General features: G+C 46.0%; 26 protein-coding genes. All 26 read left to right on the top strand.

Annotation, left to right across the window (positions count from 1 at the left end; translation table 11 throughout):
* The first annotated feature begins 53 nt into the window (after positions 1–53).
* The 26 genes from ACQE26_RS17510 to ACQE26_RS17385 all read left to right on the top strand — a co-directional run bounded on the left by ACQE26_RS17510 (position 54) and on the right by ACQE26_RS17385 (position 21,024).
* A complete protein-coding gene (locus ACQE26_RS17510) occupies positions 54–395 on the top strand; it encodes an XkdD/Y8K6 family phage-associated protein (protein ID WP_060963016.1) in 342 nt (113 codons plus the stop codon).
* Positions 385–588, top strand: a complete 204-nt coding sequence (locus ACQE26_RS17505) for an XtrA/YqaO family protein (RefSeq protein ID WP_045925401.1) — start codon at positions 385–387, stop codon at positions 586–588. Before ACQE26_RS17510 ends, ACQE26_RS17505 begins: the two co-directional genes overlap by 11 nt.
* Before the next feature lie 112 nt (positions 589–700).
* Positions 701–1,210, top strand: a complete 510-nt coding sequence (locus tag ACQE26_RS17500; RefSeq protein ID WP_060963015.1) for a sigma-70 family RNA polymerase sigma factor — start codon at positions 701–703, stop codon at positions 1,208–1,210.
* Between the two features lie 114 nt (positions 1,211–1,324).
* Positions 1,325–2,122, top strand: coding sequence for a terminase small subunit (locus tag ACQE26_RS17495; RefSeq protein ID WP_438421695.1), 798 nt, complete (start codon positions 1,325–1,327; stop codon positions 2,120–2,122).
* Entirely contained in the window at positions 2,119–3,417 is a 1,299-nt protein-coding gene (locus ACQE26_RS17490) for a PBSX family phage terminase large subunit (protein ID WP_500470173.1), read from the top strand. Before ACQE26_RS17495 ends, ACQE26_RS17490 begins: the two co-directional genes overlap by 4 nt.
* Positions 3,418–3,465: 48 nt before the next feature.
* Entirely contained in the window at positions 3,466–4,857 is a 1,392-nt protein-coding gene (locus ACQE26_RS17485; protein ID WP_500471502.1) for a phage portal protein, read from the top strand.
* Between the two features lie 19 nt (positions 4,858–4,876).
* The gene (locus ACQE26_RS17480) at positions 4,877–5,719 is read left to right on the top strand and encodes an XkdF-like putative serine protease domain-containing protein (protein ID WP_488459085.1); all 843 of its coding nucleotides are present in this window, start codon (positions 4,877–4,879) and stop codon (positions 5,717–5,719) included.
* 25 nt (positions 5,720–5,744) lie between these two features.
* Complete coding sequence (locus ACQE26_RS17475) at positions 5,745–6,680, top strand: phage major capsid protein (RefSeq protein ID WP_500470172.1); 936 nt, start codon at positions 5,745–5,747, stop codon at positions 6,678–6,680.
* A gap of 16 nt (positions 6,681–6,696) precedes the next feature.
* Entirely contained in the window at positions 6,697–7,080 is a 384-nt protein-coding gene (yqbG, locus tag ACQE26_RS17470; RefSeq protein ID WP_016936449.1) for a protein YqbG, read from the top strand.
* Positions 7,077–7,433: a DUF3599 family protein gene (locus ACQE26_RS17465; RefSeq protein WP_095318170.1), complete on the top strand. Its 357-nt coding sequence runs from the start codon at positions 7,077–7,079 to the stop codon at positions 7,431–7,433. Before yqbG ends, ACQE26_RS17465 begins: the two co-directional genes overlap by 4 nt.
* Positions 7,430–7,933, top strand: coding sequence for an HK97 gp10 family phage protein (locus ACQE26_RS17460; RefSeq protein ID WP_500470171.1), 504 nt, complete (start codon positions 7,430–7,432; stop codon positions 7,931–7,933). The genes ACQE26_RS17465 and ACQE26_RS17460 overlap by 4 nt, the downstream gene beginning before the upstream one ends.
* Positions 7,930–8,376: a hypothetical protein gene (locus ACQE26_RS17455; RefSeq protein ID WP_016936446.1), complete on the top strand. Its 447-nt coding sequence runs from the start codon at positions 7,930–7,932 to the stop codon at positions 8,374–8,376. Before ACQE26_RS17460 ends, ACQE26_RS17455 begins: the two co-directional genes overlap by 4 nt.
* Positions 8,373–8,582: a YqzN/YkzM domain-containing protein gene (locus ACQE26_RS17450; RefSeq protein ID WP_016936445.1), complete on the top strand. Its 210-nt coding sequence runs from the start codon at positions 8,373–8,375 to the stop codon at positions 8,580–8,582. The genes ACQE26_RS17455 and ACQE26_RS17450 overlap by 4 nt, the downstream gene beginning before the upstream one ends.
* Positions 8,582–9,979, top strand: a complete 1,398-nt coding sequence (locus ACQE26_RS17445; RefSeq protein WP_045925721.1) for a phage tail sheath family protein — start codon at positions 8,582–8,584, stop codon at positions 9,977–9,979. Before ACQE26_RS17450 ends, ACQE26_RS17445 begins: the two co-directional genes overlap by 1 nt.
* A gap of 1 nt (position 9,980) precedes the next feature.
* Entirely contained in the window at positions 9,981–10,424 is a 444-nt protein-coding gene (locus ACQE26_RS17440; RefSeq protein WP_003154837.1) for a phage tail tube protein, read from the top strand.
* 66 nt (positions 10,425–10,490) lie between these two features.
* Positions 10,491–10,937, top strand: coding sequence for a phage tail assembly chaperone (locus ACQE26_RS17435; protein ID WP_049628317.1), 447 nt, complete (start codon positions 10,491–10,493; stop codon positions 10,935–10,937).
* A 41-nt stretch (positions 10,938–10,978) separates the two neighbouring features.
* Positions 10,979–11,116 (top strand): hypothetical protein, encoded by a 138-nt coding sequence (locus ACQE26_RS17430; RefSeq protein ID WP_500471501.1) that lies wholly within the window; start codon positions 10,979–10,981, stop codon positions 11,114–11,116.
* 1 nt (position 11,117) lies between these two features.
* Positions 11,118–14,939, top strand: a complete 3,822-nt coding sequence (locus ACQE26_RS17425) for a transglycosylase SLT domain-containing protein (RefSeq protein WP_500470170.1) — start codon at positions 11,118–11,120, stop codon at positions 14,937–14,939.
* Positions 14,932–15,591: a LysM peptidoglycan-binding domain-containing protein gene (locus tag ACQE26_RS17420; RefSeq protein WP_500470169.1), complete on the top strand. Its 660-nt coding sequence runs from the start codon at positions 14,932–14,934 to the stop codon at positions 15,589–15,591. The genes ACQE26_RS17425 and ACQE26_RS17420 overlap by 8 nt, the downstream gene beginning before the upstream one ends.
* A 13-nt stretch (positions 15,592–15,604) precedes the next feature.
* Positions 15,605–16,582: an XkdQ/YqbQ family protein gene (locus ACQE26_RS17415; RefSeq protein WP_500470168.1), complete on the top strand. Its 978-nt coding sequence runs from the start codon at positions 15,605–15,607 to the stop codon at positions 16,580–16,582.
* Positions 16,582–16,848 (top strand): DUF2577 family protein, encoded by a 267-nt coding sequence (locus tag ACQE26_RS17410; protein ID WP_500470167.1) that lies wholly within the window; start codon positions 16,582–16,584, stop codon positions 16,846–16,848. Before ACQE26_RS17415 ends, ACQE26_RS17410 begins: the two co-directional genes overlap by 1 nt.
* 144 nt (positions 16,849–16,992) lie before the next feature.
* Entirely contained in the window at positions 16,993–17,418 is a 426-nt protein-coding gene (locus tag ACQE26_RS17405) for a DUF2634 domain-containing protein (protein WP_060963006.1), read from the top strand.
* Positions 17,411–18,457, top strand: a complete 1,047-nt coding sequence (locus ACQE26_RS17400; protein ID WP_500470166.1) for a baseplate J/gp47 family protein — start codon at positions 17,411–17,413, stop codon at positions 18,455–18,457. The genes ACQE26_RS17405 and ACQE26_RS17400 overlap by 8 nt, the downstream gene beginning before the upstream one ends.
* Complete coding sequence (locus ACQE26_RS17395; protein ID WP_500470165.1) at positions 18,441–19,019, top strand: YmfQ family protein; 579 nt, start codon at positions 18,441–18,443, stop codon at positions 19,017–19,019. The genes ACQE26_RS17400 and ACQE26_RS17395 overlap by 17 nt, the downstream gene beginning before the upstream one ends.
* Entirely contained in the window at positions 19,016–19,288 is a 273-nt protein-coding gene (locus ACQE26_RS17390) for a hypothetical protein (protein ID WP_016936435.1), read from the top strand. The genes ACQE26_RS17395 and ACQE26_RS17390 overlap by 4 nt, the downstream gene beginning before the upstream one ends.
* 2 nt (positions 19,289–19,290) lie before the next feature.
* The gene (locus ACQE26_RS17385) at positions 19,291–21,024 is read left to right on the top strand and encodes an XkdV family phage structural protein (protein WP_500470164.1); all 1,734 of its coding nucleotides are present in this window, start codon (positions 19,291–19,293) and stop codon (positions 21,022–21,024) included.
* The last annotated feature ends 8 nt before the right edge of the window (positions 21,025–21,032 follow it).

The raw sequence follows: 21,032 nt of genomic DNA, 5'->3' as shown, positions 1-21,032 counted from the left end.
TCGAAAAGCAAATTGAAGCATGGCATGAGGCTGATGGAAAGTGAGGATAAACATTGCAAGTAAACAACAGCCCCGCTCCGTGGCGGGCCGTACACAGCGGAGAAGAAAAACCCATTTACATTTATTCTGCATACAGCGAAGCGGAAAAAGAGAAATTTCCTTATTCAAACGGAAGGCTTATCGCGGCCGTTTTCAACTTAAGTTCATACTCACAGCGGATCAACGCGGCAATGATGGCGAAAGCCCCGGAACTTTTTGAGGCGGCCGAAACGGCTCTCCGCCTGCTCCGGGGAGAAAGTGCTGAAGAAAAAGAAGCGTTCATAAATGAGCTCGAAAGCCTCATACATGAAGTGAATATCCTGAAAAAGACGGAGGACGTAAAACATGAATCCTAAAAAACTGTCAGACATTGAACATACAACATTAAAAAGCCAGCTGGAAGAAGGCAAGGTGCGGGTGATTATTGTAGACGGGCTGAAGAATGAAGCCTGGCTCGCCGAGGCGCCGGAGCACGGCAAAACGCTTGTCGAAACGAGAAAAGGCGACCTGGCCCGTGTCGAATATGAAATCGGCTTTAAATTGAATTAATCGAGAAAACAAAATACGTCCAAGACGGAAAGCCTGCGGACACTGATCAATCGCGCATATGCTGCGCATTGGTTGGTGTCCTTTTTTTGTCCGAAAAAGAGGAGGATCTATGATGGAAGACTTACTATTTGAATATAAACGCACGCTGAAAGAGACGAAAAAATGGTACAAGCAGCTGGGGGAAGCCGATGAAGCGGCGCTGACTTCAGAAGAACTGAAAGATAAAAAAATCATCAGAACGATCATTACAGATTTGGAATATATCACCGAATGGCTTGAAAAAGGCCGGCAGCCCGGCATAAGAAGAGCAATAGACCGCAGAGACGCTTATCAGAGGATGCTGATTAAAGATCCGAGCATCATAGATACCTATTCACAGGCGCTGATGTTCGAACCTTCCGGGAATGTGACTGAAGAAGACAGAATCAGACTGCGGGAAGCATTAGCCGTTTTAACGGAAAGAGAAAAAGAAATACTGCTGCTCCACAAAGCGGAATGCTTTTCATATGAACGGATCGCCGCATTGCTGAATGTAAAAAAATCAACCGTACAGACGACGGTCAAACGGGCGCTTCTAAAAATTCAAAAACAGCAGGAACAAAGAAATCAGTCGCCTGCTTAAAATGTTGTCATACGTTTGCCACTTAGAAGTGAACAGACGATTACAAAAAGCGGCCCGGAAGAAGCCGCTTTTTATTATAGACATCCATGTCGGAGGTGGCGGTGATGCCGTAGCATGAAAAACGCAAAAAGAGAACAGGCATTTACAATCTATCAGTCTCATAAAGGCCGCATCACAAATCGCGCCCTTGCCGGCAAATCAGGCGTATCCGCAAGAACGATCGGCAGATGGAAAAAAGAAGGGCGCTGGGACGAGGCGCTCGATAATAACGCGGAAAGCGGCGGGAAAATCGCCCCGGCCGAAAGTGATGAGTTAAACGAACGGCAGCGGCTGTTTTGTCTTTATTATGTGAAAAGCTTTAACGCCACCCAATCTGCGATAAAAGCCGGGTATTCACCGGAAAGCGCGCATGTCACGGGAAGCAGGCTGTTAAAAAACGAAAAAGTCGCCAAAGAAATCAGCCGCATGAAAAAGGAAATGGTCAATAAAGTGTTTGTCGAAGCGATGGACGTTCTTCAAGTCTATGTGAAAATCGCTTTTGCCGACATTACCGATTATGTAACCTTCGGAAAAAAAGAGGTTCAGGCCTTCGGAAAATCAGGGCCGCTCTTTGACGAAAATGATAATCCGATTATGCAGGAGATCAGCTACGTTGATGTTAAAGATTCGAATCTGCTGGACGGAACAATCGTCACGGAGGCAAAACTCGGGAAAGAAGGCATTGCAATCAAACTTGCCGACAAAATGAAGGCTCTTGAAAAGCTGTCTTTGTACTTTGACCTTTTCCCCGATCAATTTAAACAAAAAATCGAAAATGAAAAATTAAAGCTGGCGCAGCAGAAGCTGGAAAAATCAGAAGACAGCCAAAAGCCGATTGACATTGTCATTACGCGGAAAGAGGAACGGCCATGATTGAAAAAGCGGTCAACCCGCGCTTTGAAGATTATTTGTTCAATTGGAATGAAACGTACCAATTTCTCGTCGGAGGCTATGGGTCGTCAAAAAGCTATCATACCGCGCTGAAAATCATCTTGAAGCTGCTTCGTGAAAAGCGGACGGCGCTTGTGGTGCGGGAAGTTTTCGATACGCACAGAGATTCTACCTTTGCCTTGTTTGAGGACATTATCGAGGAGCTTGAGCTGGGACATGCCGTAAAGGCCGTATCTTCACCGATGCAGCTGAGATTTTCAAACGGAAGCCGGATTATGTTTAAGGGGATGGACAACCCGGCCAAATTGAAATCCATTCATCATATTTCTCTGATTTGGATTGAAGAATGCTCAGAAGTGAAATATGAAGGCTTTAAGGAGCTGATCGGCCGTCTGCGTCATCCTGAGCTTTCGCTTCATATGATATGCACCACAAATCCCGTCGGCACTTCCAATTGGACGTACCGGCATTTTTTTCGTGATGAGCAAAAAAAACGGTTCGTTTTGGATGATCAGATGCTGTATGAAAAAGGCACCGTCGTTAAGGGAGATACGTATTACCATCATTCCACAGCGTGCGACAATCTGTTTTTGCCGAAAAGCTATATTAGACAGCTGGACAGCTTACAGCAATACGATCCCGATTTGTACCGGATCGCCCGCAAAGGACAGTTCGGCGTGAACGGCATCCGTGTATTTCCGCAATTTCAGGTCCTGGAGCACAACGAAGTAACAGAGCGGATTGCCGCCATCAGGCGCCCTCTGTTTCGGACGGGCATGGATTTCGGTTTTGAAGAGTCATACAATGCGGTCATCCGGCTTGCCGTCGATCCCGATCAAAAAGAGCTTTATATTTTCTGGGAGTATTACAAAAACAAAATGACCGATGACCAGACAGCTGAAGAGCTTCAGGAATTGGCGGATCAAAAAGAGCTGATCAAGGCGGATTCGGCCGAGCCGAAAAGCATCCAATATTTCCGCAGGCAGGGCTTTTGCATGGTCGCGGCCAAAAAATTTCCCGGCTCAAGGCTCCAGTATACGAAAAAGCTGAAACGGTTCAGACACATCTATTGCTCAGACAGCTGTGAAAATACGATCCGCGAATTGCAAAACTTAACATATGCGAAAAACAAAAACGGCGCTCTGTCGGAAGATGAGTTTTCAATTGATCCCCACACACTTTCAGCCATTTGGTACGCGCTGGATGATTATGACGCGGCGGATCTGAAAGAGTCATCGCAAAAACGGATGCGTCCGAATCGGGAAAGGAGGAGGTAAACGTTGCCCAACAATCAAAACGTTAGAGCCACCGTCATTAAATCAAAAATGGCCGCGCCGCAGGCAAGGCAGATGCACGAAGATCAATTTGCCGATCTGTACGGAGAAGATATCATTTCACCGCCCTATAATCTGATCGAGCTGAAAACGATCGCTGAATATTCGACCATTCTTCAGCAGTGCATTGATGCATACCGGGTCAATATTACGGGTTTTGGATTCGATGTGGAATATACCTTTGACGTAAATAGTTCAGATTGCTCCCCGGGCAAAAAGGCGCGGGCCGAAAAAAACTGGATGAAGCTGGAGAGCTTTTACAAATGTCTTCATTTTGATGAATCGGCTGAGACGATCCTCGGATATGCGATTGAAGACCGCGAAAAAACAGGCAACGGTTTTCTTGAGGTGCTCCGGGACGGGCTGGGAAAACCGGCGGGGATTGAATATCTGGATGTAAAGCATATGCGGGTATGCGGTGTGACTGATCCTGTTGAGGTCGCGTTTTCCTATGAAGAAAACGGCGCATCCAAAACGATTAAAAGGCAAAAACGGTTCCGTAAATATGTTCAGATGCTGAACGGACGGAAAGTGTTTTTCAAGGAATACGGCGATCCCCGCATGATGGACATGAGAACCGGCGAATACGTAAAAACCCTGCCTGAAAAGTACAGGGCAAATGAAGCCGTTCACTTGAAAATCGGAAGCGGCACGTATGGTATTCCGCGCTGGGTCGGCAATATCGTCAACTTGTACGGCGCCCGGAAAGCGGAAGAACTGAATTTTATGTATTTCAAACAGGGCCGCCACGTGCCAGCCGCCATTACGGTTGAAAACGGCATGCTGTCTGAAGCATCGTACAAAGAGCTACACGATTATATGAATGACCTTGAAGGGGTGGAAAACGCCCACAAATTTCTGCTGATTGAGGCGGAAGGCATTGCGAAGGAAAAAGACCTTCACGGAGGCGAAGACATTGCGCCTGTGTCTGTGGAAATTAAATCACTTGCGGAAATTCTGCAGGAGGATGCGCTGTTTCTTGAATATGACGACAAAAGCAGAAATAAACTCCGATCCGCGTTTCGTCTCCCGCCGCTTTATACGGGCGAGGCGCAGGAATACAACAAAGCCACAGCCGATACGGCACGCAAAATCACGGAGGAGCAGGTGTTTCAGCCGGAGCGGAAAACGCTGATTAATAAGCTCAATACGTTATTTTTGCCTGAACTGGGGCTTCACGATGTACAACTCACATTAAAAGGGCCTGATTTTCGCGATCCGCTTGAAATTGCAAAGGTGCTTACGCCATTTATCTCCGCCGGTGCCGTTTCTCCTAATGACCTCCGTGATCTGGCCGGAAGAGTGCTCGGCAAAACGCTTGAGGAATGGCCGGAAGAGTACTACAGCCGGCCGGTGCTGAAAGGGAAAAAAGAGCAATCTTGAAAGGGGGTGAAAACATCTCGTGCCGAGAGAATTAAGAAATGCTGTCATCAGTTTTGTGAGCTATGTCGATAAAGCGGCGAATCAAACGGAATTTTTTTTCACAAAAGCAGCCGGTCTTCCGTCATTTGAAAAAAAGGTGCAGGTGTTTACAAAAAGCGAACCGGATGAACAGAAGCTTGTCTACGGCATCGTTTACGAGCCGGATGTCCCGGATGCCCATGGCGATTATATGACGGCCGAAGAGATTGAAAAGGCCGCTCACGGTTTTTTGGCGGACGCCCGCAACATTGATACAAATCATAATTTTGAAGGCGGAACCGGCGAGGTGGTGGAGTCGTACGTCGCCCCGGATGACTTTGAAATCGGGAATGCTGTAATCCGGAAAGGATCTTGGGTTCTTGTCACCAAAGCCTCCGATGAAGTATGGGATCAGATTAAAGCAGGTGTCATTACAGGCTACAGCATGGCGGGAACCGCTGATGTTTACGAGGAGCCGGCAGAAAAGCAAGCCGGCTTAATCGGCGCGGTCAAGCAATTTCTCGACCGTGACCGCAAATCAAGATACCGCAAGGGAGAGGACTTGAACAAGATGAGAAAAGATGATGTAAGAGAATCGATTGAACACGCGCTGCACCCGCTCTTAAAGCGGCTTGACAGTATGGAGCAAAATACGGAAGACAAAGACGGGGCGCCTGCACAGTCTGATGAAGAAAAGCTGAAAACGCTTGTCGAGGACATGCTGGCGCCGATTATTAAACGCATCGAAGCGCTTGAAAAAGCAAGAGGCGCTTCAAAGCAGCCGGAAGAAGAGACGGGCGGCCAAGAACCTGTTAAAAAATCCATTTGGAGCGGACTGCTTTAAGCCCAGTCAGAAGGAGGAACTGTTAGTGAGAAATCAAGATATCATCAGAAAGGCGGAAATGTCACTTTCCGCTTTAAAAAGCGGCGGTTTAATGAATCCCGCACAAGCTTCAGCATTTATCCGCATGGTGCAGAACACGCCGACCATTTTCAGCGAATCACGTGTGATTCAAATGGAAAACGACTCGCAGAAATTTGAAAAAATCGGTTTCGGCCAGCGTATTCTGCGTGCCGCTGAGGAAGGAAAAGCCTTAACGGAGGATCAGCTGACCGTCCCGGCAACAAGTACGGTGCAGCTGAATACGAAAGAAGTCATTGCGGAAATTAACATCACCTATGACACGCTTGAAAACAACATTGAAAAAGACGGTCTGCAGCAGACGATCATGCAGATTTTAGCGGAGCGGGCGGCAGTCGATATTGAAGAGCTTGTCGTAAACGGCGATACATCTTCTTCTGATCCGTATTTGGCACAGCTTGACGGAATCCGTAAACAGACTGTGTCTCACGTCATCGACGGAAACGGGGAAGAACTGTCCAGAGCTACATTTAAAAAAGGTTTAAAAGCCATTCCGGCAAAATATTTACGCCTGCCTCAGGAATTCAGATTTTACACGTCTCAAGGCATGGAGATTGAATGGAAAGACCGTGTGGCTGACCGTCAGACCAACCTGGGGGATCTTGCGGTGCAGGGCGGTTTATCCTCAGCATTCGGCGTTCCGGTCAAAGGGGTTTCCAATCTGCAGCCGTACTCAGTCGGAGAAGGTGACTCCCAGTACGATGCGTCTGACATCATTTTGACTCACCCGAAAAATATCATTCTCGGTTTTTCACGGAATATCAGAATCGAAGTAGATAAAGATATCCGCAGCCGCAAATTTATTATCGTACTGACGGCTAAACTTGACAGCAAATTTGAAGAAGAAGATGCAAGCGCCAAAATCGTAAACGTTAAAGAATAAGCCGGGGGTGGCAGTTATGTTAATTCAGCCGTCTGACGTTGTCTCATATTCAGTTTATGATGAAGTCAAAAACAGGCCGGAGCCGCTGCTTATACAGGACATTCTGGAGGCGGAAGCGGAAGCGGCCAGAATGGCGGGGCACTCGTTCACTGATCCTGTTTACTCACCGCTTCCCGAGAAGGTTAAGCTTGCGTTATTAAAGCTTTCTCAATATTTTGCGCTGATCAATCAGAATGAAGCCGCCGCTTCCGCCTATCAATCTGAAAAGATAGGCGACTATTCCTATACAGTGTCGGGTGAAGGCGGAATCCGAAAACCGGCGGTATACCATCTGCTCTGTGAATATATCGCGCCGGGCTATTCCCCGGTTTCTATAAGCGCTAAGGTGAGACCGTTATGAGCTATGAACGGCTGCTCACTGACAGATGCGATATTTATCATGAGACGGTGTCAGTTCCGAAGGCCGGGCGCTTCGGCATTCCCGCTGAAAAGCTCCAGCCTGTTTTTACTTATCCGGACGTTCCCGACGCTGAAGAGGTGCCGTGCCTGTTTGTTGAAAAACAGCAGCGGCTTATTCAGCTTGCGCCTGATCATAAAGTATATCAGCGGTTTCTCGTTCATTTTCCGAAAGAGGCTGCAGTGCGTGTGAATGACAAAATCATTTGGGAAGGACAGGCGTATATTTTGGAAATGCCGAAGAAAGCAAGACAGCACCATTGGGAGGCCATTGCTGTGAGAGATGACAGACTATGAGCAAAATGAGCCTGGAAAAATGGAATCGGTCGCTGCAAAAGGCATCATCCGGAGAATTTGCCCGTCAGGCTGGCGGATGGCTGGAACAATCAGGAGAGGATTTTCTCGACCTGGTACGGGAGGAGCTTATGCATTCGGGAGGGATTGATACAGAAAACCTGCTGTCTTCCTTCCGAAAAGGAGCGCAGGATCATGTATGGATCATTGAAAACGGGGGTCTGACCCTTGAAATCGGCACCAATGTAGAGTATGCCTCATTCATAAATGACGGGCATTGGACCGTCTCAGATGAAAATGTCAGATGGGTGCCCGGGTATTTTCAAGGCTCCCGGTTCATCTATGATCCGTCAGCTTCAACCGGAATGGCGCTCAAAAAACAGTGGATCAGCGGGAATGGGTTTTGGGACAAAGCCCTTCTTATGTATGAAACCATCTTCGCCGGTTCGCTGGACAAGCGCTTCAATCAGTGGCTCAGCACGTTAGGGGGAGATAACGGATGAATCGCGAGACCGGTTCAATCGCCGCTTTTTTGTATCAGCAGTGCGGCGTGCCCGTATATGAAAATGAACTGCCTGAACAATTTCAGGTACCGTCCCTTTACATCCCGCCCCCGTATGTTTTTGACGAGAATGACACAGTCTCCACCTTTAAGAAGACATACAGTCTGAATGTGAAGCTGTTTCATGCTGACTCGGTGCAGGCGCTCTCTGCAGCCGACCGGATTGCTGATGCGGTGAGAGAATCAAGACAGATCATTCCGCTGCTTACGGAATCAGGAGAGGATACGGGTGATTTCGTCCGCATCAGCCGTATCGAAACAAGAGTCGGAGACAAAGGCGAGGCAGTGATCACCATCCGCTGGACGAGCCGCTACTACTATCAGAAACAAACATCTCCCGCACTGCGGGATGTGGACATTAACAGCGGGGTGAAACAAAAGTGAAAGAACATAAAAAGAAAAACGCCGCAACGGCAGAAAGAGCCGTTCTTTTTGACACGGCGGATTTAACAAAGCACGCAAAGGAGCTTTTCGGCGTAAAACCTGAGATTCTCCAGGGGGCTTTATTCGGCGTGAAGCAGAAACAAATGACAAAAGCGCAAGCCCAGACTTACATTCAAGCATTTTTAACCAAGGAGGTCATGCAATAATGAACGGCGGAACATTTACGCAAGGGAAAGAAAAAGAACGTGCCGGGATCTATTTTAACTTTAAGACAACTGCCCAGGAGCGGGTCACAATCGGTGAACGGGGGATTGTCGCCCTTCCCGTCGCATCTAACTGGGGGGAAGCGAAAACATTCGTCTCTATTTCAAGCATTGAAGATTTGAATAAAAAAGTGGGGCTCAGTATTGAAGATCCGTCACTGATTCTGCTGCGCGAGGCGAAAAAGAAAGCAAAAACCGTTTTGATGTACCGTCTGACAGAGGGAATCAGAGCGAGCGCCGATCTTTCGCAAGGTGTAAAAGCAACCGCTTTGTACGGCGGTTCAAAAGGAAATGACATCATCATCCGCATCAGTGAGAACGTCCTTGACCAGACTGCTTTCGATGTGACCACATACATGGATGAAGCGGAAGTTGACAAACAAACGGTGAAAAAGGCCGAGGAGTTAAAAGCGAACGGCTATGTCACATTCACGGGAACGGGCGAGCTGTCGGCTTCCATCCCGCTGACAGGCACTGACGAAGAGTCCGGAGAAACGTTAAATCCTCAGGCAGGCATCCGTCTTGCGGGAGGAACTGATAAAGCGCCGGTCAACTCAGACTATACGGATTTTTTAGCTGCGGCTGAAACGGAGAATTTCGATGTCATCGCTCTTCCTGTCGCGGATAACGATCAGCTGAAAGCGACATTTGCCGCATTCATTAAACGCCTTCGCGATGCGCAGGGACAGAAAGTGCAAGGGGTGACTGCCCATTACAACGGAGATTACGAAGGTATCATCAATGTGACTGAGGGCGTCCTGCTTGAAGACGGAACCGAAATTAAAGCTGAAGATGCGACCGCGTGGGTGGCAGGCGCAAGTGCCGGCGCTGCATTTAATCAGTCCTTAACTTTCGTTGAATACGAAGGCGCGGTTGATGTGCTGCATCGTCTGACTCATGATGAAGTGATCGAACGCCTTTCCAAAGGTGAATTCCTTTTCTCTTATGACGCCCGTGATAAGTCAGTCAGCGTTGAAAAAGATATCAACTCATTGGTGACATTTACGGCAGAGAAAAACAAAAAGTTCGCGAAAAACAAAATCGTCCGTGTGCTTGATGCGGTGAATAACGATTTGACACGTGAACTGAAAGCCTTAATTAAATCGAAAAAAGGCACCGGAAGCGATCTTCCAGCGACAAACGACGGCCTTCAATTCGTCAAAACGATGATTATTCAATATTTAACAACGCTTCAAGATGCGGGCGGCATCGCTAACTTTGATTCAGACAAAGACATTACAATCGGCCTTAATGAAGACCGCGACGGCTTTTTAATTGACCTCGCCGTGCAGCCTGTGGATGCAGCAGAAAAATTCTACTTTAATGTGGAGGTAAACTAAGATGGCATTAAAAGCGCAAAACACAATTTCAGGAAAAGAAGGCCGTTTATTTCTCGATGGAGAAGAGATGGCGCATATTAAAACCTTTGAAGCAAACGTAGAAAAAAATAAATCAGAAGTAAACATCATGGGACGCCGCATGACGGGGCATAAAACGACTGGCGCCAACGGAACGGGCACGGCGACGTTCTATAAAGTCACATCCAAATTCGCCGTGCTTATGATGGATTACGTGAAAAAAGGCAGCGACCCGTATTTTACGCTGCAAGCTGTTCTTGACGACAAATCATCAGGCCGCGGAACCGAACGTGTCACCCTGTATGACGTCAACTTTGATTCTGCAAAAATCGCCGGACTGGACGTAGACTCAGAGGCGCTTGAAGAAGAAGTGCCGTTTACCTTTGAAGATTTCGATGTGCCGGAAAAGCTTTCTGAAACGTTTTAAGAAAATGAAAAAGTATTGAAACCATCGCAAAAGCGATGGTTTTTCTAAATAAAAGGAGCATGCTGTATGAGTGAAAAACAACAAAATGTATATGATCTTTCATTTTTTATGCCTGGACAAACAATAGAAGCTGAAGAAATAAAAGTTGCAATTTCAAAACGATTTGTAGATAAAAAAGGGAATGTCATTCCATTTGTATTAAAGCCGATTACAACTGAACGGATTGATGAGCTGGAGAAAGAAAATACGACTTTTAAAAATGTGAAAGGCCGAGGCCGTATTAAAGATTTAGACACTCAGCGGTTCTATGCAAGAATTGCCATTGAATCAACAATTTATCCTGATTTTCGTTCCAAGGAATTGCGTGAAGCATATAAAACAGCAGACCCGGTTGAGGTAGCCAAACGTGTACTCTCTGTCGGCGGTGAATATGCAAATTGGCTGAATAAAGCGATTGAAATTAACGGCTTTGAAGATGATCTTGAAGATCTGGAAGAAGAAGCAAAAAACTAATTAAGGATGGTAATAAAGAAGCCGTGTATCTTTATTATGCGATGCACGAGCTTCATTATTCACCGTCCCAGCTTTTGGAATTATACGAAGCAGAGAAATCTTTTAAAGCTCTCTTATACGGGATGATCGGCTATAAACTGGATCTGCTTGAAAAAGAATCGCAGAAAGGGGGGGCATAACTTGGCAAAGCTGACTGCACGTTTTGATTTAGAGGACAAGGTATCCAAAAAACTGAAAAGGATACATAAAGGCTTTAAAGAGGTTGAAAAGAAAGCGAAGACAATTAATCGGCAGATCAAAATCAGTATTAGAGCTGAAGATCAAGCTTTCTACAAACTGAGAAAAATCAATGATTATATTATTCTGAAATTCGCAAAATCCCTTCAGATTAAAGTGGCTGTTGATGATCAAGCTACCGGCACACTGGAAGCTTTAGAAAAAAAAATGAGGCTTCTCCCCAAAAAAATGAATATTTCTGTTTCTTTAACCGAACATGTGACACCTGTTTATAAAAAACTGAAAAAAATGTTATCAAATCATGCATTTTCCTTTCTTCTGACGGCTGAAGATCAAATTACATTGAAAGTCAAAAAAATAATAGGCTATATCAAGCGGAATCTGAAAAAGGGCTACACTGTAAAATTAAAAGTAATTGACGAGATCACAAAAACCGTCAATCGGTTAACATCTATTCTGAGGCAATTTGAAAAGACCTACTATGTCAAACTGGAAGTAAAGGATAAGGTTACTGACAAAGTCAAGAACCAGGGAAGTCCTCTTGAATATAAGGAAGATAAGCCTAAAAAAGGTGAAAGTGAGAATTCCAAAAAAAACTCAGAAAATGAGTCTGACAAAAAGCCTGGATGGGCTGGTAAAATAAAAGGCTGGCTTAAAGACTGGTGGACAAAATCAGCATGGCCTTGGATAAAGGATACACTGAAAGAAATCGGCAAGGCGTTTGTGGATCGATTTAAGGAAAGGCTGATGGAAAAGCTGAAGGATGACGTTTTTGATAAAATCATTGACAAAATCCTTGGTCCTCAAAAAAAGAAAGATGCTGAAGGCAAAGAGGAAACAGAAAGCAAAATTAAAAACCGTAATACGGGAGGATGCTGCTGCGATTGCGGAGGAAGCAGCGCTCCGGGAAGAAAGAGAAATAAAAATCCCCGTAAAAAAAGAAAAGGCCCGGGTACAAGGAAAACGCCTGGAAAGACCCCTTCAAGAACAATCAGAGTGCCTAGTAAAGTTATAAAGAATCGTCAGGAGAAATCTTCAGGGAACAAAACGGCTGGTTCAAAGATGAAAAAATGGTTCGGAGATTTAACCTCAGCCGGTGAAGAATCCTCTAAATTAGGAAAAGCACTAAAAGGATTGGGAAAATTCCGTAAAGCAATCCCTTATATCGGGAATTTGTTATCTTTATCAGATCTGCAAGGAACAAATAAAGATAATGCCGGAGAAAAGGTTGGTACGGTCGGAGGGCGTATTGTCGGTATGGAGGCCGGAGGTATTGCCGGGGCAGAAGCTGGTGCGGCAATCGGCAGTTTCGCAGGACCCGCAGGCACTGTGATAGGCGGAGCTGCAGGCGGTTTGGCAGGTGGAGCTATAGGCGCATTCGGCGGAGAAGAAGCTGGGAAATCAATCGGTAAGATGTTTGATACTTCTAAGTTAAAAGAAGATATATCCAAAACGCTGTTTAATGGGAGCTGGTGGAACGAGAAATGGACCGGGGTAAAAACATCTGCCGGCAATACATTAGGCGGTCTTGGGGGTACTTGGGACAACATTAAGAGTACTGCGTCTACGTCATTTTTTAATAATTCGAATTGGTGGGCTGAAAAAGCGGGTTATGCATATGGAGCTATGGAATCTACTCTTTTTAACAGTGATTGGTGGAAAGGAAAATGGGAAGGAGTAAAAGGCTGGACATCCGAAAAATGGGAAGAAGCCTCTTCTATATGGAATGACGTACAATCAAATGTAAAGAAAACGGTCTTTAATAAAGATTGGTGGAATGGAAAATGGAAAAACGTACAAAGCTGGGGTAAAGATACTTGGGAAAATAGCCAGGAATTATGGAATAAATTTCAAAGTAAGATTAAGGAAACTTTGTTTAACAAAGATTGGTGGTCTGAAAAATGGAATTCGGTTAAACAATGGGGCGAAAATATATTAGGAGATTCAATGGATGCTATTAAAAGTGCTGGCGGGAAAGTGGTTAGCACTGCTAAAAATATAGGCGGAAAGGTAAAAGAAACTGCAGGGAATATTGGGAATGGTGTGAAAGACTGGCTTTCTGGAGTATCTTCAAGTTTCCAAAAAGGGAAAAATAAAGCTTACAAAGACTTTCATTATGACAAAAACGCCACAGGCGGCTACATTACAAAGCCGACCATTTCGTGGATCGGTGAAGCCGGTAAAGAATTTGTTATTCCCGTTGACAACAACCGCGGGCGCGGGAAAATGCTGCTTTCACAAGCTGCGTCTAAGCTCGGTATGCATGTCGTCGACGATATGGGCGCGGCTTCGGCTCAGTCTTCCGCTGCACCGGCGGGAGCGGGCGGTGTTTCTTCTTCGGCGTCTGTATCGGCCGCTGCGTCTGTGGATGCTTCCGGATTTGCCGGGACGGCTTCATCACTCGGCAAACAGTTTACAGAAGGCTTTGACAGCGGGATCAGCAATAAAGCGGTGGATATGGACGGCTGGAAAGAGAAAAACATCGGTACGCCGTTTAACGCCCTCATTTCGTCTTCGCCCGATTACGGAAAGCAAGTCGTTGCGGGCTATGTGAAAGGTCAGAATACGTCACAGACGGGCACCGATTCGTTTTTAAAAACAAAGGTGAAAACACCTTATCAATCGGCGGTCAATCAATCGTCTTCCTGGGGCACCGCGACAGTTAAAGGATTTTCGGCCGGACAGAATGCAAAAGATACGGGAACCGCGCAATACGTGAGCACACATATCAATAAACCGTTTGTGCAATCAAGAGATTCCGCGAACGGCTGGGGGTCAGGCCTGATCGGACACTTCGTATCAGGGATGACTGCGAAGGGAAGCGAAGTCAAACAGGCGGCCAAAGATTTGGCCAAAAAAGTCGAGGACGCATTCAGGGAAGAGCTTGATATTCACTCTCCTTCCCGTGTCATGATGAGTCTCGGACGCTTTGCTTCAGTCGGGGTCGTCAAAGGGCTCAGCTCAGTTGACGTGAAAAAATACGCCGAAAAACAGGCAGGCTCGCTTGCAGCGGCCTTTTCCGGCATGGGTGCAGCGGGAGGAAGCGTCAAAGAGTGGCTATTAGCCGCAATGAAAGCGACCAATACTCCGATCAGCTGGCTTCCCGGATTAATGACGATCGCACAGAATGAATCAGGCGGCAACCCTAATTCCATTAACTTATGGGACAGCAATGCCAAAGCCGGACACCCGTCACAGGGCTTAATGCAGACAATTCCGAGCACCTTTGAATCGCACAAAGCGCCGGGAATGAATGATATCAGAAACCCAATCCACAACGCCGCTGCCGCTATCGGCTATATTAAAAGCAGATACGGCTCGATCAACAATGTGCCGGGGATTAAGAGTATGGCGCGCGGCGGCCCATACGTCGGTTATGCCAACGGGGGTCTGATTACGAAGGAACAGATCGCCCGTGTCGGCGAAGGGAACAAACGGGAGTGGATCATCCCTGAAGAACGGGGCATCCGCGGCCGTTATCTGCTTCAAAAAGCGGCTCAAGCGCTCGGCATGGAAGTGTCCGATCCGTCCCAGACGGAACCGGCGGCACTTTCAGCCGGCACGGTATCCGCAGCTGTTAAAGGCGGCAGACAAACCGTTCAAAAAACGGGAACAAAAGAAATTAAAATCGAATTCAGCGGCGATCAGCATTTCCATAACGGACAGGACGCCGACAGCCTCGCCGCCAAAATCAAACAGGCGCTGATTGATGAACTGCAAAAAGACATTTATACCGGAGCAAAGGGGGCCGTTGCTTTTGACTAAATCTGTTTACGAATTTTGGCTGTCACAGGGGAAGGACAAGCTTCGGCTTCCCGTTCTCCCTGAAGCGATTGATATTGCAAACAGCGTGCAGAATGATTCCGTGAAAGTCACGGGTCTTGGAGAGGTGACGTTTATTGAAGAACCGGGAGCGAAAGAAATTTCGTTCTCTTCTTTTTTTCCGAAACGATACACCCCGATTGCCGAATATCAAAGCATTCCTTCACCGGAAAAAGCCATTTCAGCCTTTGAAACATGGATGAAAGCGAAAAAACCCGTTCAGTTTTTAATTACAGGGACAAAAATCAATGTCACATGCAGTATTGAAAGTTTCAATTACAGCGAAGGTGACAATGAAATCGGCGACCGGAATTTTGATATCGTGCTGAAAGAATATAAAACCGCTTCGCCAAGAAAAATCAAACAAAAGAAAAAAACGAAAGCGAAGCGCCCATCCAAAGCTTCACCCAAAACATATACCGTCAAAAAAGGGGATACGCTTTGGGACATCGCCGGCAAGTTTTACGGAAACCACACGGAGTGGCGGAAAATCTGGAACGCGAATAAAACCGCCATGATTAAGCGCAGCAAACGGAATATCCGGCAGCCGGGGCATTGGATCTTCCCGGGGCAGAAGCTGAAGATACCGCAATGAAACGGGTGAAAAGATGATTGAACTATTTGTCATAAAAGAAACGGAGTGGCTCGAGCTTGTCACAGAAAGCGTAACGCTGGAAGGACACAGATATCAGGCGCCCCGCTCCATCGAAGCGACAATTGTCGTAAAGCAGGGCAGCCAGACGTATTACGGCGTATCAGAAGGGGATACGGTTTTGTTCAAATGGAACGGAAAAGAGCTGTTCCGCGGCATTGTCTTTGCAAGAACGCCGGATGAGCATACCGTCGCCTTCACCGCATATGATATGCTCCAATACCTTGTGAAAAACCAGGACGTTTATGTGTTTTCCAACAAGCGCGCCGATCAAATATTAAAAAGGATCGCCAGCGATTTTCAAATTCCCGTGACATCCATTGCCAACACAGGGCATACCATTAAATCACTCGTTTTCAAAAATGATACAAGCCTTTACGATATGATGTTAAAAGCGTTAAAACAGACAAAAAGCCAGACGGGCCGCAATTATCAGCTCTATTCAGAAAAAGGCAGACTCGGCTTGCGTGAATGGCCGGACCCGTCTGACATTTGGGTGCTGGAAACAGGAGTTAATATTACAGGGTATCAATACAGCACCTCAATTGATGATACCGCAACCCGTGTCGTCATGCGGCTGCAAAAAGACGATAAAACCGTGAAAGCTTCCGCGTCAGACAGCGCGGGCATGAAAACATTCGGCGTTTTACAGTATACCGAAACGGTTTCTGACGACATTAACGAAGCCCAGCTGAAACAGCGCGCAAAAGTGAAGCAGGCTGAGAAAAAAGGCGTTAAGAAAGAGCTGAAAAATATACAGGCGATCGGTATTCCGGGGTTGGAAAGCGGGTTGCCGGTCTATATCTCAATTCCGGAAATCGGACTGAAGAAAACCTATTATGTAGATACGGACCGCCATGAATTCCAAGGAACAAAGCATACCATGATGATTGATGTCACGGAGAAAAATTCACTTCCGGAGGGGACATCCTGATGAGATTAAGCGATGCCATTAAACATTTAGCCGTCGGGGCGGTTGACGCCGAAGCGCCGGTAGAGCTGATGACGGCCGAAGTGACCTCGGTTTCGCCGCTCGGGCTGAAGCTGAAAGATCACGACAAACTTTTGATTCCGTCTGATGCACTCATTGTGCCGAAGCGGCTGAAATCCGGTGGAGATGATCAGCTTCAGGCAGGAGACCGGGTGATGACCGCCGCATTAACAGGAGGACAGTCCTTTTTTGTGCTGGATAAAATTTAACCGCATTCGATGAATGCCAGGAGTGTGACTTTGAAAATTCATCCGTCTGGACAGAAATGGATTAAAGATATCAGCCTGTTAAAGCCGCTTCATTTTCCGAAGAGGGCTTTTTTACATGAATAAATCAAAAAGGAGCGGGTGCCAATGGCCCTGACACCGGAAATCGAATTTGAAGATTTGGAGGATGCGAGTGAGGCCATTGAAACTTCACAAACCTACCGAATTGATTTTGAAAACAACCGGATTACCAATGAACTGATAAACGGACTGGACGCCATCAGACAATTCGTCTATATCGCTCTTCACACAGAACGGTATTCATATTCGGTTTTCAGCCATGATATCGGGAATGAACTGCAGGAAGTGCTTTCTGATCAGAACACGACGGATGCTTATAAAAAAATGGAGATTCCAAGACTGATAGAAGAAGCCTTGCTGTATGATGACCGGATTTTGGCTGTTGCCAATTTTGAGATTGAGAAAAAAGATGATGCCTTCATCGTCTCTTTTACCGTTGAAGCGGATGAGGGCATGCTTGAGATAGAGGAGGTGCTGGGAGAGGATGTTTGAAGCTCAGACGTTTGACGGCATTATGGACAGAATGCTGGCGCGCATTACGGCGGATATTGATACGAGAGAAGGAAGCGTCATTTACAATGCGCTCGCGCCTGCGGCCGCTGAGCTCGCAAAGTCTTATATTTGGCTTGATACCGTGCTGGAGCTTGTTTTTTCCGATACGGCTCAAGGAGAATTTCTGGACAGGCGGGCTGCCGAAGCGGGAATTGAACGAACACCTGCCACAAAAGCGGTCAGAGCCGGAGAATTCACAGCGGGCATCACCATTCCGACAGGCTCCCGTTTTTTCGTCGATAACCTGTATTTTCAATATACGGAGGATGGAACGCTCGAATGTGAAACGGCCGGAGAAGCGGGGAATGCCGGCATTACAGGTCAAAATCTGCTGCCGCTTGATACGATTCCCGGGCTTGAGAAAGCGGTCATGGGCGATATATTAATTCCCGGCCGTGAGGAAGAAGATGACAGCAGCTTAAGGGCGCGCTATTTTACCCGTGTCCGCCGGGAGGCAGTCAGCGCAAATAAACAGCATTATAAACAGTGGGCTGAAGAAGTGGACGGTGTCGGCAGAGCGAAAATCTTCCCGCTTTGGAACGGAGACGGAACGGTGAAAGTGGTCATTACAAATGCGAATTTGGAACCGGCATCAGATATTCTGATCAAGAAAGTAAAGGATTATATTGATCCGGATGAAGGACAGGGAGAAGGCCAGGCGCCGATCGGAGCTGCAGTAACAGTGGAAAGCGCGGTATGGAAAGAGATCGAAATCTCCGCTTCCGTGCTGCCTGAGCTTAACAGCTCGATCGATGACGTAAAAGCGGAGATTGAAAAAGGCATCCTGAATTTATTTAAGAAAATGGCCTTCGAAGAAAACACCGTCCGCTTATCACAAATTAACAACATCGTTTATAACGCGGCATCCGTCAGTGACTACGCAGATATCAAAATGAACGGTGCGGCGGAAAATCTTGTGCTCAGTGATGTGGAAATTCCTAAACTCAAAGAGGTGACAATCCTTGAGCAGACTCGATGAGATGACGGCATACCTCCCGCCGTTTTTAACTCAATTAAAAGAGATGGCGGAAATTCTTGAGGCGGAAGCTCCCGAGTTTGAGCGGCAGAATAACGATATTTTCGATTTGACAGACCAGCTTTTTATTACGACGGCGACGTGGGGGCTTGACCGTTGGGAAAAAATATTAAAAATACCGCGGGAGTCAAGTGACACGGAAGACATGAGACGGCTCAGGCTGATCTCGAAGATGTCGAATATTCCGCCCATCACCCATCAAGCGATTGAGCAGGCGCTAAACCGTTTTTTAAAACATCCGTCAGCTTACGTTCGGATGTTTCCGGGGGAATATCGTTTTTATGCCGATATGGAGCTTGATGACCTGCAGCACATGAACGACCTGATTGAAACGCTTGAAAAAATCAAACCCGCTCATTTGGCGTATACACTGAGAGCCGCATTAAACGAAACACTGGAAATCAAAGACCGGGTCATTCTCAACAATCGACGATACCGAAAAGTCAGTGAACTGAAGGTCGGTTATTCCGTCACACTCAACAATAACGAGGTGGTCTTACCATGATATCAGCCGCATATAGACAGCGTGCCGCAGCCGATTTGAAAAACAGGATCACAAAAGTGCTGTTAAACGGCAAAGAAACACCGATTGCTGACATTTCTGTAAAAGATGCCGCAGTCACCGTTCTCACACGCAGGGAAGAAGACATTAAGCATATTGAAACCGTGCAGATGCTTGACGAAACAGGGAGCATCATCACAGAACGAAAAACAAATTTGGACCTCAGCAATAACAGAACGCTTGATTTAAGATTTACTTTTGAGGTGGTGTAACGATGGCTTACGAAGAAAAAACAGACTGGCTCCCGGACGATCCGATTAACGAAGATGACGTCAACCGCTGGGAAAAAGGCATAAAAGACGCACACACGGATCTGGCGGCCCATAAAAATGACATGAACAACCCGCACAAAACGACAAAGGCGCAAATCGGCCTCGGAAACGTAGACAACGTCCAGCAGGCAGCAAAAAAAGATTTCGACCAGCACAATCAAGATCAGAACCGGCATGTGACGATAGCTGATAAGGATAAATGGAATGCAGGACAGCTGTTTAAAATCACCGCCGATAACGGCACTCAAAAAATCAATTTAACTTCCGGCTCGTTTTATGACTCGTTAAAAGACGTGGGTTCTGTAACTTTTTACGGAACCAATGCAGTAACAGACAACCCATCAGATACAAGCTTACGCGGCATGCAATTAGTGGGGCAGCCGGGAATAGGTAATGGTTATGCCGTAGATGTGAAGGGTAACGCATGGTGGTTTTACTATAACTCTAATCAAACAGCAATCAATTGGTATCCTATAGAGTCTACAACTGATGTGCAATCAAAGATAGATGCCCATGCTAATAAAACAGATATTCACGTAACAAAATCCGATAAGGACAAATGGAATAATGCACAGTTATATAAATTAACTGATGCCCAAGGCTTCCGAACTAAGATCCCCGATGGTACTGATTTATTAACATTGCCCACTGGTCTCTATTTTGCAGTAGGAAATGTGGTAACAAATAATCCTGTTGCAGGAGATGCGTCTTGGTATAACTATGATGTTATTGAAACAGGCAATGGAGGCCGAAAAACTATATTAGCATCCAAAAGTTATGACGGAACCTTTTGGATGGCAACCATTCATACAGACGGCTTGTTTAAAGGATGGAATAAGATTGAGACTGAAATGGAATCCCAGAAAAAAGCAGACAAAGCTCTTTTTGACGCGAAATCCTTTGTTCAAGAAAATTATTCAAATGATAGGCTCACTATTATTACTGGATCAAACGCGATAACTGATGCAAGAACAGGTGGCGATGAATATCCTAAGGGAATTACGATGATGGATATAGGGCAAGGGAACACCACCGGTTATCCGCTTACCTATGGAGTAGTAAAAAACGAGAGATATTCCGACTATAGATTCGCACAATATTTTTATGGGACGGGTAATGAATCCGGTACTTATTTCAATAGTACGGGGGTATGGTTACGACATTGGTGGAGTGGTTCAGGATGGACAAGATGGAGTAAAATTTCAGGGTTTGCCCATGCTAACATTGGAACGACTGGTGTTCAATATTTAGACAGCACTGAGCATACGAAAATTAAATTTAACAGAAAAATAAAGGACAGCCACAATGCGTTTGATATAAATAATAATAGGTTTATAGCCCCGAATGATGGTATGTATATGGTTGGAACCGGACTTTATATGATTAATTATCCGTCATATATTAACTTTCTTGTGAAGGTATATTTAAATGGGACGCATTATAAAAATCTTGATCACCTAAGGGGGTACTTCAACAATAGTTCAACAGAAATGAATGTATCCTTAAATGGCAATGCAACAGTCCCGATGAATAAAGGTGATTACTTAGAGATTTATTGTTATTGCAACTATGGAGGAGATATGTCTCTGAAAAGAGGTGTAGCTGATCAAAAAGGGATGTTTAATTTTTTTGATATACAGGAAATCGGAGGACTGAACTATCCGAGAGTAGACTAACGCAACTC

This window comes from Bacillus sp. 5RYD7K, from assembly GCF_059831465.1.
Note: the sequence above shows the minus strand (reverse complement) of the source record. Positions and strands in the feature narration are given on the sequence as shown.